The sequence below is a fragment of the Vibrio sp. MED222 genome (assembly GCF_000153005.1).
GTDB lineage: Bacteria > Pseudomonadota > Gammaproteobacteria > Enterobacterales > Vibrionaceae > Vibrio > Vibrio tasmaniensis_A.
The window spans coordinates 281,935-298,448 of record NZ_CH902609.1 but is presented as its reverse complement, the minus strand read 5'-3'; the positions used below and the strand labels follow the sequence as shown (position 1 = coordinate 298,448).

13 protein-coding genes are annotated in these 16,514 nt (G+C 46.8%); 5 read left to right on the top strand and 8 right to left on the bottom strand.

What is annotated here, in order from left to right:
- The first annotated feature begins 1 nt into the window (after nt 1).
- Nucleotides 2-781, top strand: coding sequence for a type II secretion system protein N (locus MED222_RS05765; protein WP_009848016.1), 780 nt, complete (start codon nt 2-4; stop codon nt 779-781).
- Between the two features lie 137 nt (nt 782-918).
- Here MED222_RS05765 and cysQ read toward each other — a convergent pair whose 3' ends face one another.
- The 4 genes from cysQ to MED222_RS22530 form a co-directional block, all read right to left on the bottom strand.
- Entirely contained in the window at nt 919-1,746 is an 828-nt protein-coding gene (cysQ, locus tag MED222_RS05770) for a 3'(2'),5'-bisphosphate nucleotidase CysQ (RefSeq protein WP_009848015.1), read from the bottom strand.
- 36 nt (nt 1,747-1,782) lie between these two features.
- A complete protein-coding gene (gene nudE, locus MED222_RS05775; RefSeq protein ID WP_009848014.1) occupies nt 1,783-2,334 on the bottom strand; it encodes an ADP compounds hydrolase NudE in 552 nt (183 codons plus the stop codon).
- 344 nt (nt 2,335-2,678) lie between these two features.
- Nucleotides 2,679-3,263 (bottom strand): Fe-S biogenesis protein NfuA, encoded by a 585-nt coding sequence (gene nfuA, locus MED222_RS05780; RefSeq protein ID WP_009848013.1) that lies wholly within the window; start codon nt 3,261-3,263, stop codon nt 2,679-2,681.
- 109 nt (nt 3,264-3,372) lie between these two features.
- Nucleotides 3,373-4,086: a ComF family protein gene (locus tag MED222_RS22530; protein WP_198135332.1), complete on the bottom strand. Its 714-nt coding sequence runs from the start codon at nt 4,084-4,086 to the stop codon at nt 3,373-3,375.
- Between the two features lie 93 nt (nt 4,087-4,179).
- Between MED222_RS22530 and bioH the strand changes: the two genes are divergently transcribed.
- The gene (bioH, locus tag MED222_RS05790; protein WP_009848011.1) at nt 4,180-4,956 is read left to right on the top strand and encodes a pimeloyl-ACP methyl ester esterase BioH; all 777 of its coding nucleotides are present in this window, start codon (nt 4,180-4,182) and stop codon (nt 4,954-4,956) included.
- Between the two features lie 354 nt (nt 4,957-5,310).
- The gene (locus MED222_RS05795; protein ID WP_009848010.1) at nt 5,311-5,784 is read left to right on the top strand and encodes a hypothetical protein; all 474 of its coding nucleotides are present in this window, start codon (nt 5,311-5,313) and stop codon (nt 5,782-5,784) included.
- A 251-nt stretch (nt 5,785-6,035) separates the two neighbouring features.
- Here MED222_RS05795 and MED222_RS05800 read toward each other — a convergent pair whose 3' ends face one another.
- Nucleotides 6,036-8,366 (bottom strand): Tex family protein, encoded by a 2,331-nt coding sequence (locus tag MED222_RS05800; protein ID WP_009848009.1) that lies wholly within the window; start codon nt 8,364-8,366, stop codon nt 6,036-6,038.
- Between the two features lie 664 nt (nt 8,367-9,030).
- Nucleotides 9,031-9,513, bottom strand: a complete 483-nt coding sequence (gene greB / locus MED222_RS05805) for a transcription elongation factor GreB (RefSeq protein WP_009848008.1) — start codon at nt 9,511-9,513, stop codon at nt 9,031-9,033.
- 178 nt (nt 9,514-9,691) lie between these two features.
- Between greB and ompR the strand changes: the two genes are divergently transcribed.
- Both ompR and envZ read left to right on the top strand, forming a co-directional pair.
- The gene (ompR, locus tag MED222_RS05810) at nt 9,692-10,411 is read left to right on the top strand and encodes an osmolarity response regulator transcription factor OmpR (protein ID WP_009848007.1); all 720 of its coding nucleotides are present in this window, start codon (nt 9,692-9,694) and stop codon (nt 10,409-10,411) included.
- Between the two features lie 308 nt (nt 10,412-10,719).
- Complete coding sequence (gene envZ, locus MED222_RS05815) at nt 10,720-12,015, top strand: two-component system sensor histidine kinase EnvZ (RefSeq protein WP_012603020.1); 1,296 nt, start codon at nt 10,720-10,722, stop codon at nt 12,013-12,015.
- A gap of 67 nt (nt 12,016-12,082) precedes the next feature.
- Here the strand turns inward: envZ and recG are convergent, their stop codons facing one another.
- On the bottom strand, nt 12,083-14,161 hold the full coding sequence (gene recG, locus MED222_RS05820; RefSeq protein ID WP_009848005.1) for an ATP-dependent DNA helicase RecG: 2,079 nt from the start codon (nt 14,159-14,161) through the stop codon (nt 12,083-12,085).
- Between the two features lie 172 nt (nt 14,162-14,333).
- Nucleotides 14,334-16,460 (bottom strand): bifunctional GTP diphosphokinase/guanosine-3',5'-bis pyrophosphate 3'-pyrophosphohydrolase, encoded by a 2,127-nt coding sequence (gene spoT, locus MED222_RS05825; protein ID WP_009848004.1) that lies wholly within the window; start codon nt 16,458-16,460, stop codon nt 14,334-14,336.
- Nucleotides 16,461-16,514 lie beyond the last annotated feature (54 nt).

Sequence of the window (16,514 nt, the reverse complement as noted above, 5' to 3'; positions counted from 1 at the left end):
TGTGAAACGCGGTTTATCTTTTAAGTATGGTTTGTTATTTAGCAGCATCTTTATCGTTTTTTTCTCGGTAAGTTTGTTGCTGCACTTGCCGGCTTCTTTTGTTCTCAAACATGCGCCCGTTGTACGTGGTTTAAGCATTGAAGGTGTTGAGGGTACGGTTTGGCAAGGTCGCGCTAACAATATTGCGTGGCAGCGTGTCAATTACGGCTCAGTGCAGTGGGACTTCCAGTTCTCTAAACTATTCCAAGCCAAAGTAGAACTTGCGGTTCGCTTTGGACGTAACAGCGACATGAACTTATCTGGTAAAGGGCTTATCGGGTATAGCATGAGTGGTGCTTACGCGGAAAACTTAGTGGCATCAATGCCAGCTAGTAACGTGGTGAAGTATGCGCCTGCTATCCCTGTGCCAGTGTCTATTGCAGGACAAGTTGAACTGACTATCAAACATGCTGTTCAAGCTCAACCTTGGTGTCAATCTGGCGAAGGTACCGTGGCTTGGTCGGGCGCTGCGGTTGATTCTCCGGTTGGCTCGTTAGATTTTGGCCCTGTGATTGCTGACATCAGTTGTGAAAACAGCACTGTTTCAGCGAAAGGTAATCAGAAGAGTGCTCAAGTTGATAGTGAGTTTTCTGCGAGCGTAACGCCAAATCAAAGCTACACCTCGGCTGCATGGTTTAAGCCGGGCGCTGAATTCCCACCTGCGATGCAGAGTCAGCTTAAGTGGTTGGGCAACCCTGACAGCCAAGGTAAGTACCAGTTTACCTACCAAGGTCGTTTTTAATCCGGTATCTACTTCTGAACTAGCATCCGTTGGTTATCAAATAACGAGATATAAAAAATGGGCACCTCAATGAGGTGCCCATTTTATTTGTTCTGAGAATCTAGAGGATATCTGACGGTTAAAGAGAGCAAACAAGCCTAGTCTTTACCTTGTAAGATTTCTGCCCACGGTAAGTCAGCATCACCAAGCACAATGAAGTTCGGGTTCTCAAGCGTCTCTCTTTCATTGTACGAAAGCGGCTCTAACTGGGTACTTAAGATTCGTCCGCCAGCTTCTTCAACAATGCACTGGGTTGCTGCGGTATCCCACTCTCCGGTTGGTCCAATACGTAGATAACAGTCCACAGCACCTTCTGCGACTAAACATGCCTTAAGCGCAGCAGAGCCAAGAGGAACTAAGTCGTAGTTCCAAGCAGAGCTCATACGGTTAGTGATTCGATTGATGTCTTGGCGACGGCTGATTGCCATCGCGATCGATTGGTTTGGTAGCTCGTGGCGATGCGTTTTGATTTTAACGCTGTCATTAAGGTCTGGAATTTTCCAAGCGCCTTTACCACTGTAAGCGTAATAGCTCACACCTGAAACCGGTGCGTACACGACGCCCATTACCGGCTTGTTGTGTTCGATTAGGGCAATGATTGTCGCGAAATCGCCACTTCGTGCGATGAACTCCTGTGTACCGTCCAGCGGGTCAACCAACCAGTAGCGATCCCATTGAGAACGTTGCTCTAGGCTGATATCAGCGGCTTCTTCCGATAACACCGGAATATCAGGTGTCAGTTCGCTAAGTTTTTTCGAGATCAGTTTATGAGCGGCGAGATCAGCACTAGTGACGGGCGTATCATCACTCTTGGTAAACTCTTCGTAATCTTTTTTCTCGTAGATCTCTAAGATCAGTTGCCCAGCAGAGCGAGCAATCTCAATGACAGAGGGCAGCAGGTGAGACAAATCTTTTGTTATTGGCATAAATATTCTCTTACTCTTCGAGTGATTCTGACTGTTTTAATTATTGTTTAATACGCGAAGGGCTAATAGTAGGGCGGTAATACTGCGAGCCTCACAGAAGTCGAGATGCGTTAACAGTTCTTCGGCTTGAGCAAGTGGCCAGCGCACAATGTCTAGTGGCTCTGGTTCATCACCTTCTAGTTTCTCTGGGTAGAGCTCTTCTGCGATAAACAGCGTCATTTTGCTAGAGAAATAAGAGGGTGCAAGGATCACTTCTTTGAGAGGAGTAAGCTTGTTGGCACCAAAGCCAATCTCTTCTTTTAGTTCACGAACGGCGGCTTCATTTGGTTGTTCGCCTGGATCAATTAGACCTTTTGGGAAGCCGAGTTCATAGCGCTCTGTGCCCGCAGCGTATTCACGTACTAACAGAATATCGCCTTGTTCAGTAATCGGAACCATCATGACTGCGTTTCGGCCGCTGGGCTTCATACGTTCGTAAGTGCGCTCTTCACCGTTTGAAAAGCGTAAATCGAGAGACTCGATAGAGAACAGTTTTGATTGAGCGACAGTTTGCTGAGCCAAAATTTCTGGTTTGGTCCTTTTTGTCATTGCGCTCACTCCTTAACTCATTGGAATTCTTTCTTATAAAGTCATTCTAATATAGGGGAAATGACGGTGAGTTCCTAGATCCTAGCTTTCATATCCTAGAATTATTGGAGCAGGAACCGATTGCGATCACTTGAATACCTTACTGCAAATGGTAACGCCTCACTATTGTTGGCATTGAACGGGAAATATACGGTTCAGGAGTGCTTCTGCTGTTTTAAACACAAAAAAGGTTGATGCTTGCGCATCAACCTTTTGATTGAATCTTTAACTATCTACTGGCTAAGACTGTATGAGTGCTTAGTCGCAGGAGCACTTAGTTGTAAAGTGCCTAGTAGTAAACATGATTAGTAGTAAGAGTGCTCACCACGATCGTGTTCAGTTGCATCACGAACAGCTGTCAATTCACCTTCGAATTGTTGAAGAAGTTCTTTCTCGATGCCTTCTTTTAGCGTTACATCAACCATAGAACAACCGTTACAACCACCGCCGAATGCAACGATAGCAGCACCTTCTTCAGTGATCTCTACTAGGCTAACGTGACCGCCGTGGCCAGCAAGCTGTGGGTTCACTTGGGTTTGGATTGCATACTCAACACGCTCTATCAGAGTTGCGTCGTCTGATACTTTACGCATTTTAGCGTTTGGTGCTTTAAGCGTTAGTTGAGAGCCCATTTTGTCAGTCACGAAGTCAATCTCAGCTTCGTCTAGGAATGGTAGGCTTAACTCATCTACGTATGCAGAGAATGCTTCGAAAGACAGTTTTGTATCAGACGCTTCGATAGCATCTGTTGGGCAGTAAGAAACACCACACTCAGCGTTTTGTGTGCCTGGGTTTACCACGAACACACGAATGTTTGTACCTTCAGGCTGCTGTGACAGCAGATTGGCAAAGTGAGTTTGAGCTGTTTCTGTAATAGTAATATTTGACACGACGAATACCTGAGTAGATTTGTAGGTTATTAGCGCCATTCTACTCCTGTCAGACTTGTAATTCAGCCCTTTTTTGTTGGATTGCTGTACAAGTAGCGATTCACAGCTTCTATCCAGAGGGCTCAGGAGTGCGGCAGATGCAGTAAATATCAATCCTTTTCACACCTACTTCAAGTAGTAATTGGCATAATTGATACACAGTACTGCCGGTGGTTACAACATCATCAATTATCGCGACGTGAGAGGGGATATTTCCTTGAAAGTCTTGTTTTCGAAGCGTAAAAGCACTCTTTAGATTGTGTAATCGCGCGGATTTAGTTAGCCCTTGCTGAGAAGTTGTTGAGTGAATTCGACGGAACAGCACCTCATCTTTAACGTCAAGTTCTTGAGCGGTGTAATTAGCGAGCAGCTGACTTTGATTAAAGCCACGGTGAATGTATCGACGCCAATGCAGAGGGACACTGGTGATCATCGAAGCAGGATGTTCGATACGTGAGGCCAATAGCTTTGACAGATCGCGTGCAAACCAAAACTTATCGGCGTACTTCATTTGCTGAATGTAACGTGCTGTTGGAAAAGTGTAGTCCCCAACACAATAGAGACGATGCCAAGGTGGAGGCTGTGATAAACATTGCCCACACTGCTCTACTGTGAGCAGCATTTTTAAACCACATCGTTGGCAGCGAGGAACTGGCTCAAAGAGTTTGAGACAAGAATTGCACCATCGAGGGTGTGCGTCGTCGGGAAGCTTATCTAGCTTGCACAGGTCGCATTGAGGTGCGACCAGACGTGGTGTGTGTTTTTGTAGCCAATCGGATAACATAGCTCGTGATGCTTTTGGGTTATGGTGTTCCTTTTACTCACAATACTGAAAAGCGCGGATTATCGCTGATGGAAAAAGTAGGGAATATCGAGAATGAGTGACACGTTATATTGGCATGTTTCTGGGCAAGGGCCTGATTTAGTGTTGGTTCACGGCTGGGGAATGAACGGTGCGGTATGGCAACAAACCGTTGATGCGTTAGAAGCTGATTTTCGAGTGCATGTTGTTGACCTTCCTGGGTATGGACACAGTTCTCATTGCCACGCTCAAGATCTTGAAGAGATAGCTCAGCAACTGTTGGCCGAAGCTCCAAAGCAGGCTATTTGGGTCGGTTGGTCACTGGGTGGCTTGGTCGCAACACACATGGCTTTGCATCACTCAGATTACGTAAGCAAATTGGTGACTGTTGCCAGTTCTCCTAAATTCGCCGCTGCAAAAGAACCCGTGTTATGGCGAGGCATTCAGCCAAACGTATTAAGCGCATTTACCGAACAGCTGGTTGAAGATTTCCAAACCACTATCGAACGCTTTATGGCACTGCAAGCCATGGGCAGCCCTTCTGCAAGGCAAGATGTAAAACAACTCAAGCAAGCGGTACTGTCTCGTCCGCTTCCGAATCCTGATTCTTTATTGGCCGGCTTAAAGATGCTGTCTGATGTTGACTTGCGTGAACAACTGCCGGAGATTTCAGTGCCTATGTTGCGTTTATACGGGCGACTGGATGGATTGGTGCCAATCAAGGTAGCAAAAGATCTGGGTAGAGCGCTGCCTCATACCGAGCAATATATATTCACGCAGTCTTCACATGCGCCGTTTATGACAGAAGCCGATGCCTTTTGCAGTGAACTAGTTAGCTTCGCGCAAAAATAAGCACTAAATTTATTGTCGGATTGGTCGATATATAACCTAATACCAATCACAGTAAGTAAGTGTTCAAAAATAGCGTAGGAAAAAGGCTTGAAAACAAGGCAGCTTTTTTTTTGACAAGTAGTTTTGATAAGTAGTTATTCTACAATCAAAAGTTCTAACGCCGTTATCGAGCATTTTAACAAGCTAGGATGAGCAGTTATTTACTACGATTGGTATAACACCAAGGCATTGCATGATACTCAGACCTAACTCTCTCATGAGTTGATTGCGGTAAGTTGGGCTATGCCTGTTGTGCTGACTCAGTACGACAGCGTTATGGCAACAGTGATGGGCGATTCTTGAGGAGAGTTCGCGATGATTGTGTCACCTGCAACTGCAGTAAGTGTGCCACTAATCGCCCCGTCCGTTAATGTGCAAACAGAGCAAGTTGCGCGTGATAATAGAGTCCGAGAACCTGTTGCTCCCGCAGTAGCATTGGCGAGAACCAATGCAGAGCGTAAGGTAAAATCAGACGATAAACGAAGGCAGCAGTCGGCTTGGGATCCTTCAGACCATCCAGGTTATGAAATGGAGAACGAGTCAGAGGCCAATTCGGTTAGCCATGAAAAGCCACAAGATCCTTTTGACAGGCTGTTCAGCTTATTGGCTCTGAGAACATACAGTGCTGATCAAGGAAAGGGCTATACCATGCGTTTCCGCCTGCCAAAGCATGTTTTAGATGCGGCGATTCAGGAGGGACAGATGGAGAAACGACGTAAGGTCATAAAATATCATTATGGTCATGCTGTTGCGCCTCATGCTCCGTCAGAGATGTTAGTCGTATTATAGTTATACTCTTCATACTTGAAGCTGCAGCGTTGTTAACTGCGTAAGTTCACCCTAATCACATAGAACCTCTATGCTCATAGGGATGAACTTACTTGTTGCCTAGCTGCAACTCCAATTATTTTGAGTATAAGCACGAAGAATACAACCAAGCTTCGATGTCTTTTTTGAACACATAATAAAAAAACCTGCATACCCTAAGGGATGCAGGTTTTCTGTTTTAAGCACATCCGTTTTGCAGATGAGCTAACGGGTTACTTTTTCGCTTTAGCGAAGGCAGCTGCGAAAGCACCGCCCATCGCAGCGTTTTGTTGCGGCTCCTCACGACGGCGTTGTCCACCTTGTGAGTTTTGATTTGGTCGGCTTTGCGTACGAGGCGCACTTGAACGTTGCGCTCGGTTGTCTTGGCCTGGTTCATCTTTCATACGCATGCTTAGTGCGATACGTTTACGCTGAACATCCACTTCCATCACTTTCACTTTCACGATGTCACCGGCTTTCACCACTTCTCGTGGGTCAGAGACAAAGCGATCGGTCAGTGCTGAAATGTGTACCAAGCCGTCTTGGTGAACACCAATATCGACGAACGCACCGAAGTTAGCCACGTTTGAAACCACGCCTTCTAAGATCATACCGGGTTCTAAGTCAGACATGCTATTTACGCCATCGGCGAACGTTGCCGTCTTGAACTCAGGACGAGGATCTCGCCCCGGTTTATCCAGCTCTTTGATGATGTCGGTTACTGTCGGTACACCAAAATTCTCATTAGTGTAATCAACCGCATGTAAGCCACGTAAGAAGTCTGTGTTACCTACCAGAGATTTGATGTCTTTGTGGTTTTTCTCGGCGATGGTTTTCACCAATGGGTAAGCTTCTGGGTGAACCGATGATGCGTCTAGCGGGTTCTTACCATCCATGATACGTAGGAAGCCAGCACACTGTTCAAAGGCTTTTGGTCCTAAACGAGCGACTTTTTTCAAGGTAGTACGCGCTTCGAAACGACCATTCTCATCACGGAAGTCGACGATGTTTTGAGCGATGGTGCTAGAAAGACCAGCGACACGAGTCAGAAGCGCGGCAGAAGCGGTATTCACATCAACACCAACGGCGTTTACACAGTCTTCGACAATCGCGTCTAGGCGCTTAGCAAGCATGGTTTGGCTCACATCGTGTTGGTATTGGCCCACACCGATCGATTTAGGGTCAATCTTCACAAGCTCTGCCAGTGGATCTTGTAGACGACGCGCAATAGACACCGCACCACGAATCGAGACATCCATGTTCGGGAACTCTTTTGCCGCTAGCTCAGAAGCAGAATAAACCGATGCGCCCGCTTCGCTAACAATGATTTTCTGTGCTGTTAGGTTGCCACGCTTAATCACATCAGCAACAAAGCTGTCTGTTTCGCGTGAAGCGGTACCATTACCAATCGCAATCAAATCAACATTGAACTGGCGAACCATCTGCTCAACAACGTGCGCAGATTTGTCGTATTGCTTCTGTGGTGGGTGAGGGTAAATGGTCTCTGTTGCCAGAACCTTACCGGTTGAATCTACAACTGCGATTTTTGAACCGGTACGTAAACCCGGATCCAAGCCCAAAGTTGCTCGAGGGCCAGCAGGCGCAGCCATCAACAAGTCTTTAAGGTTGGTTGCGAACACCTCAATCGCTTCGATTTCACCGCGTTCTTTCATCGCGCCCATAAGCTCAGTTTCCATGTGCATAGAAACCTTGATACGCCATGCCCAGCTAATCACTTGTTTACGCCATGCATCCGCAGGAGCGCTGCTTAGGGTAATACCGTAGTGATCAGAGATGATGTTCTCGCAGTAAGAACCGCGTACACCTTCTTCTTGTTCAGGGTCTGCATTCATTGCCAGCGTTAGGAAGCCTTCATTTCGGCCTCGCAACATAGCAAGCGCACGGTGAGAAGGCACTTTGTTGAGTGTTTCGTTGTGTTCGAAGTAGTCTTTGAACTTCTCGCCAGCTTGTTCTTTGCCTGCCACGACACGTGAAACGAGCTCAGAGTTACGAGTTAGATGTTGGCGAATCTTTTCAAGTAGGTTTGCGTCTTCTGCAATACGCTCCATCACGATTGCACGTGCCCCATCGAGTGCGGCTTTAGTATCAGCAATGCCTTTATCGCTGCTGATGAAGTTAGCGGCTTCGGTTTCAGGATCGTGCTGTGGTTCATTCCAAAGTGTATCGGCAAGTGGTTCTAAGCCTGCTTCGATTGCGATTTGACCTTTGGTACGACGCTTTGGTTTGTATGGCAGGTATAGATCTTCTAGGCGCGTCTTACTGTCGGCTTGAGTGATATCACGCTCCAGTTCTGGCGTGAGTTTGCCTTGGTCTTGAATCGATTTTAGGATCGTTTGGCGACGATCGTCTAGCTCGCGAAGGTATGAAAGGCGGCTATCAAGGTTACGTAGTTGGGTATCGTCTAAGCCACCCGTGACTTCTTTACGGTAGCGGGCAATAAAGGGAACGGTGTTACCGTCGTCAATTAGGTTTACTGCGGCGGTGACTTGCTCTGAACGAACATTCAGTTCTTCAGCAATCAGTCGACAGATAGCTTGGCTCATCCGATGAATCTCTTATTTAATATCATGACAAATACATGGGGGTGAGCGTACGCTTTTTCTAGCTTTGACTGTGTAATTATCCTGTCAGAAGTCCAATTTCCGTTTCTGATACCCACTTTGTGCGAGATCTCTCACACGTGGTGTGCGACTAAGTCACTTTAAATCGATGAAATCGTCTTAAAATAAATCTAAGTTACTGATTTTATTTGTTTGTGTGTTTGTGGGCGTATTTCTTACCTGAAATGTTTTTTGAGACTGTCTAGGAAACCTGCCCAAATACCGTAATATTTAACTTGTCGACAGGGAGTTGGCAGGAACAGGAAAAAGCCTAACGGACTAGGTATCTTCAGGATGAAGATTTGATTACTTAGGATGAGTGGTCAGCAAGGAAGTTATAATCTCTGGATGAGATTCGCCAGTCAGGATGACAGGCTAGAATGGACACCGCTAGGATGGCGATGAACAAAAAGGAAATTGGTTAAAGGATTTAGCCACTATCAAGGAAAGATGCAGGGAGCACCTTATCTCGAAGAGATAAACAGTAGCCGGATTGCTGCGATAGAGACTTAACCCCGTCAGGCGAAAGCCTAGCGGGGTTTTCTTTTATCTGGCGTTTGGGTTTGCTTGAACACTCAGCTCATCGCTAAGTGTTTATTAGGTTTGATTATTCGTCGTCTGCGTAGCGAATCGAGTTAATGAACCACTCTTTGTCGCCTTCCGGTGTGGTTACCGTAAACTCGTCATCCGTTTCTTTCTTGAGCAGAGCTCTAGCCATTGGTGAGTCGATAGAGATATAGCCTTTAGCATCGCCGTAGATCTCTTCAGGTCCTACAATGCGAAACTTCTTAATTTCCCCATCATCATTCTCAATTTCGACCCAAGCACCGAAAAATACCTTACCTTCCTGTTGTGGCGAGTAATCCACGATAGTGACATCTGGTAGGAATTTGCGTAGGAAACGCACTCGGCGATCAATCTGACGAAGCAAACGCTTATTGAAGGTGTAATCTGCGTTTTCTGAACGATCTCCAAGGCTTGCAGCCCAAGTGACTATCTTAGTGATTTCAGGACGCTTCTCGTGCCATAAGTGGTCATGTTCTGCTTTGAGCTTGTTATAACCTTCGCGGGTGATAAGTTTGGTTTTCATAAATCTGACTTAATGAAATGATGATCTAAGATAGAATATATAGAAAGGCAACATACGTTAACAATTATTTAGGCGACTTTTTCCCCAATAATGTTACATTTTTAATGTCTTATACCAATATACAATTTACCAAGAATGCTTAACCTTAGGTTTAAGCTTTAATAGGTGGAACCATTACATGCAAGAAAACTACAAAATTTTAGTGGTCGATGACGATGCTCGTTTACGTGCACTGCTAGAACGCTATCTGTCAGAGCAAGGCTTTCAAGTGCGTAGCGTGGCAAACAGTGAGCAGATGGACCGCCTGTTAACCCGTGAAAACTTTCACTTGATGGTATTGGATTTAATGTTGCCGGGCGAAGACGGTCTTTCGATCTGTCGTCGTCTACGAAACGCAAACAACTCGCTACCAATCCTGATGCTTACAGCAAAGGGTGACGAAGTGGATCGCATTGTGGGTTTGGAAGTGGGTGCTGATGATTACCTGCCAAAACCATTTAACCCACGTGAACTGCTTGCTCGTATCAAAGCGGTAATGCGTCGCCAAGTGATTGAAGCACCGGGCGCGCCAAGCACAGAAGAGTCTGTGGTTGAGTTTGGTGAGTTCCGCCTAAACCTAGGTACACGTGAAATGTTCCGCGGTGAAGAGCCTATGCCTCTTACCTCAGGTGAATTTGCGGTTCTGAAATCACTGGTCACTAACGCTCGTGAGCCAATGTCTCGCGATAAGCTGATGAACATGGCGCGTGGCCGTGAATATTCAGCAATGGAACGTTCTATCGATGTTCAGATTTCGCGTTTGCGTCGTCTAGTAGAAGAAGATCCAAGTAAACCTCGTTATATCCAAACGGTGTGGGGCTTGGGTTATGTATTCGTTCCAGATGGCAAAGCTGTGTAATCTAGCTTTGCTCGTTCTGTGATTCAGAATTCTTTATTTACGGGTCATCTCATTAATATGCGATGGCCCGTTTTGTATTCAGCACAATGAGAGATACCAATCGTAGTAAATAACTGCTCATCCTAGCTTGTTAAAACGCTCGATAACTTCGTTAGAAATTTTGATTGTAGAATAACTACTTATCAAAAATTGCAGCCTTGTTCTCAAGCCTTTTTCCGGCGCTATTTATGATCATTTACTTACTGTGATTGGTATTACAGCTATAGTTCCCACTATATCCCTTTATCATCCCTCACTTTAGGTCTTCTATGCGCATACGTAGCTCCTTTACTCAGTCGATAGTGCTCTTCTTAACCCTGTTGGTTGCCAGCCAAATTTTTTCGTATTACGCGGTGTTCAATTATGCATTGATGCCGAGTTTGCAGCAGTTTAATAAAATTTTGGCTCACGAACTAAACCTAGTATTGGACCAAGGCAGTGATATCGAGATTGATGCGCCACTGCGTCAGCGTGTACTTGAGCAGCTCGGGGTTACGGTTCATGCCAAGGACAGTGAAGCGTCGGGCGAGTACTACCATGCGGTCGCGATAGACCTGATGAGTGAGGAGATGACCAAAGAGCTCGGCTCTGAGACCGAAGTGCGATTGGTTTTGGGCAAAGAAAGTTACGTGTTGTGGATGGACATTGCGCAGTTGCCTAACTCCTTGATTCGTATTCCCCTGTCTGAGCTCCAAGAAGAAGACTTTGCGCCTCTATTTCGTAACAGCCTGATCATGGCGTTGTTGATTGTTGCTGGTGGGTGGCTGTTTATCCGCTTGCAAAATCGGCCGTTGATAGCCCTAGAGAAAGCCGCGCAAGGTGTTGGGCGAGGTGATATTCCACCGCCCTTACCAGTACAAGGTGCACAAGAGATTCGCTCGGTAACTCGAGCCTTTAATCAGATGTCGAAAGGCATTCAAGAACTCGAAGAAGATAGAGCCCTACTAATGGCGGGTATCAGCCATGATCTGCGTACACCACTCACGCGTATTCGCTTAGCGACTGAGATGATGTCGCCAGAAGACAGTTATCTAGCGGAAGGGATCATCAGTGATACTGAAGAGTGTAATGAGATCATCAGTCAGTTTATGGATTACTTAAAGCCTGTGGACCGAGACTCATTCCAGGCGGTATTTGTCGATGATATTGCGCGTGAGGTCTCTAGCTCTGAAGGAGGCTATGAGGTTCAGATTGAAACCGATATTCCAGAAACCATGAAACCTGCGTTGGGTAACCCGATCGCGATGAAGCGTGCAGTGAGTAACTTGGTGGTGAACGCGCTGCGCTACGGTAATGGTTGGGTCAAAGTATCGACTGGTATGACGGCTGATAACAAACTGGCTTGGGTAACGGTAGAAGATAACGGTCCGGGTATTCCACAAGACCAGATCGGGAAGTTGTTTGAACCGTTCACTCGTGGTGACACGGCTCGTGGTAGTGAAGGGACAGGTTTAGGTTTAGCGATCGTGAAACGTATTGTTAGTCAGCATCAAGGTGCGGTGGTGGTGAATAACCGCAGTGAGGGTGGCTTGAAGGCGCAGATCAGTTTCCCTGTGAAACCTTAGGCTATACGCACGAAAAAGGCTTCCTTGTAGAAGCCTTTTTACGTTTTAAGCAAGATATGAGGGCGAATTACGCCTTAGAATACACATCGCGCTCACCCAGCCAGCGGTTGATGATCGCCTTGGCGTTGTCTGGGTAGCTATCGTGGATATGACGCGCGATACGCTGCACTTCAGGTATCAAACGCTGGTCACGGACTAAGTCGGCAATCTTAAAATCAGCCAAGCCTGTCTGCTTGGTACCAAGTAACTCACCGGGCCCACGAATCTCTAAGTCACGCTGAGCTATCACAAAGCCATCGTTACTTTCACGAAGTACCCCTAAGCGTTTCTGAGCGGTTTTAGATAGTGGGGAGTGGTACAACAGTACACAATGGCTTGCGACCGAACCACGGCCAACACGGCCACGCAGTTGGTGCAGTTGCGCTAGACCAAGACGCTCTGGGTTCTCGATGATCATTAAGCTCGAATTCGGTACATCCACACCGACTTCAATCACGGTTGTAGCAACTAACAGGTGCAGTTTGTTCTCTTTGAATTCCTGCATCACCGCTTGTTTCTCTGCGGGTTTCATTCGGCCATGAACCAAACCAATCTTTACGTCGGGCAGTTTGCGTTGCAGCTCTTCTGCCGTATCCGCTGCAGCTTGAGCTTCCAGTACTTCCGATTCATCAATCAACGTACACACCCAGTAAGCTTGTTTGCCTTCATTGAGACACGCATTTTTCACACGTTCAACAATGTCATCGCGTTTAGTATCAGGAATCGCGACGGTTTGAATTGGGGTTCGCCCCGGTGGTAACTCATCAATAATCGAGGTTTCGAGGTCGGCATAGGCCGTCATCGCCAGCGTTCGTGGAATTGGTGTTGCCGTCATCACCAGTTGGTGAGGGTAATAACCTTGCTTGGCGCCTTTTTCACGCAGCTCTAATCGCTGGTGGACGCCAAATCGGTGCTGCTCATCAATGATCACTAAACCAAGGTTGTTGAACTCGACATGCTCTTGAAATAGCGCATGAGTACCGACCACCATTTGCGCTTCGCCGCTGGCAATACGTGTTAGTTCAGTTTCACGAGCTTTGCCTTTGAGCTTACCTGCTAGCCATCCAACTTGAATACCCATTGCCTCAAACCAGTTGGCAAAGTTAATCGCGTGTTGTTCTGCGAGTAGTTCAGTGGGTGCCATAAGTGCTACTTGCTGACCGTGTTCGAGTGCGCGAACGGCTGCTAGTGCAGCGACTAAGGTTTTACCAGAGCCCACATCACCTTGCACTAAACGCATCATAGGGTGCGGCTTTTCCAAGTCAGCTTCGATCTCTTTGGTCACTCGTGCTTGGGCATTGGTTGGTGAAAACGGCAGCTGAGCCAGTAGCTTATCTTTAAGAGTGTTTACTGGAGGAAAAGGCATTGCCTTGTCTTGCTGCCCTTTGCTACGAACAGACAACATAGACAGGTTTTGAGCCAGCAACTCTTCCATAATCAGACGCAGTTGCGCAGGGTGCTTGCCTTCATCAAACAGCTCTAGGTCAATGCCCGGGGGCGGCCTGTGAATGGTATGCAGTGCTTGTGCGAGGGTAATTTGGTGGTCGTATAGACCAGACGGTAGCAGCTCATTGACGGCTGCTTTATCGATTAACTCTAGAGCTTGGTCTGTGAGGTTACGTAGCGTGACTTGTCTTAGCCCTTCAGTGGTTGGATACACCGGAGTCAGGTTGGCTTCAACGTCTGGTTGTTGCCTAGGAGCAAAGAATTTGTAATCCGGATGGACAATCTCAAGCCCCATATTGCCGCGCTTGATCTCACCATAAGCATGCACTTGTTTGCCTTCGGCAAAGTTATTCTTCATTCCTGCAGTAAAGTTGAAAAAGCGCAGAGTAATCGTGCCGTTACCATCGCTGATCTTTACTGCGAGCATCTTACGTTTACCGAAAATGGTATCAACATGCATCACCTTGCCTTGCACAGCAGCCCACAGCCCGGCATGCAGCTTTACGATGGGGTAGATACGAGTTCTATCTTCATAGCGCAAAGGCAGATGAAATAGCAGGTCTTGTACATTGTTAAGCCCAACCTTTTCCAGTTTCTCTGCGACTTTTGCGCCGACTCCAGATAAAGAGTTGAGAGGGATAGCAGATAAAAGCTGTGACATAACAAGACTCATAAACGTAAGAGAGATAATCTATTCAAGCATTTTACTGGATTTTTGTACAGGCAGGAATGGAGTCAGATAAATTCGAGGATTCAGTTATAAAAAATCCCCTTAAGCGATAAAGCATTAAGGGGATTTCAATTCTTAGCAAAGTTGCCAATAAGTTCGAACGTTAGTTCTTACGACGTCTTACTTTGAGCGCGTGTGGCATCACACGTAGCTTCTTCATAATGCTCGCTAAATGAACACGATCTTTCGTGGTCAACAAGATAGTCACTGTGTACAAGCGTCCGTCACGTTCTTCGGTTGAAATACCGTGAATGTTCGAGCCTGTTTTCGAGATAACGTTAGTTAGCTCAGCCAGCGCACCTTGATGGTTCTGTAATTCGACCTGAAGTTCAGCCGTGAACTCTTGGTTGTAATCGTCAGACCATTCAACCGCCATGTATTTATCCGGTTCTTTCTGGTAACCACGAACGTTTGGACACGTTTCACGGTGCACCACAAGACCACGACCTGGAGATACATGAGCAATAATGTGATCATCTGGAATCGGGTGACAACAGTTGGCGAACGTCAGTAATAGGCCTTCAGCACCACGGATAGGTAATTTCTTCCTAGACGTATCGCTGTTGTTTGCCACTTCAGTCAGTTCGTCAGCATCGCCCAATAAACGACGAGCAATAACGATACTCATCAGCTCACCAAGACCAATCGATGCTAGCAAGTCTTCAATGTCATCGAGACGTAGATCAGACAATACATGTTCGATATTCTCTTGACCGACATCGGCAATAGAGTGTTCACCAAGTGCATGGTTCAGTAGGCGACGGCCAAGGGTAATCGACTCTTCACGACGCATCGTTTTCAGAACCTGACGGATCTTCGTACGCGCACGTGAGGTCACTACATAGTTGAGCCATGCTGCGTTCGGACGTGCGCCCGGAGCACTGATGATCTCAATGGTTTGGCCATTCTTCAGCGATTTGCTGAGTGGGTAAGGGTTCATGTCTACACGAGCACCGACACACATGTTGCCGACGTCGGTATGTACCGCGTAAGCAAAATCGACTGCTGTTGCGCCTGCTGGAAGTTCGACAATGCGACCTTTCGGCGTGAATACGAAGATCTCATCTGGGAACAGATCAGATTTAACGTTTTCAATGAATTCGAATGAGTTACCTGCGCTTTGTTGCAGCTCAAGTAAGCTCTGCATCCAACGTTGTGCTTTAACCTGTGCAGTTGTCCCGTTGCTACTGCGTGAGCCATTGCCTTTGTAAGACCAGTGCGCCGCGACACCTTTATCTGCCATCTGCTCCATATCTTCAGTACGGATCTGGACCTCAACTGGCACCCCGTGAGGGCCGATCATTGACGTGTGCAGAGATTGGTAGCCGTTGGCTTTCGGTACCGCAATATAGTCTTTCATGCGGCCAGGACGAGGCTTGTACAGGCTGTGGGCCTGACCAAGGACGCGATAGCAAGTATCTGGTGTATCAACCACCACGCGGAAAGCGTAGATGTCCATAATGGTGTGGAAGCGCTGTTCTTTGGTTTTCATCTTGTTATAGATAGAGAACAGGTTCTTTTCACGACCAAGTACGCGAGCAGGTAAACCGACTTCTTCAAGGCGGCCTTCGATTTCGCTATGGATACGTTGGATCATCTCCTTACGGTTACCACGCGCAGCTTTCACTACGTTTTTCAGGACGCGATAACGGTTAGGATAAAGGGCTTCGAAGCCCAGCTCTTCTAGTTCTGTCTTGATGTTATGAATACCAAGACGATGAGCTAGCGGAGAATAAATCTCTAGGGTTTCACGAGCAATACGACGCTTCTTATCAGGACGAAGTGCCCCAAGCGTACGCATGTTGTGAGTACGGTCAGCTAATTTGATCAAGATAACGCGGATGTCTTGCACCATCGCGAGAACCATCTTACGGAAGTTCTCTGCTTGCGCTTCTTTGCGATCACGAAATTTAAGCTTATCCAGCTTAGATACACCATCAACCAGCTCAGCAACGGTATTGCCGAATTGAGCTTCTAGCTCCTCTTTTGTAACTTCAGTATCTTCAATTACATCGTGGAGTAGGGCTGCTTGCAGAGTTTCGATATCCAGACGCATTTCTGCCAGGATTCTTGAAACAGCTACAGGGTGAATAATGTATGGTTCACCCGTTGAACGGGTTTGCCCTTCATGGGCGTCTCTCGCTACCACATAAGATTGACGCAGAGCCTCAACTTGAGGCTCTGTTAGGTATTCTTGGGCAACGTCTTTGAGGCTATCGAATAGATACAAATTAAAGGCCCGGAAGGTTAATTAGTTCGAATGACGTTGATTCTATCAGCAAAT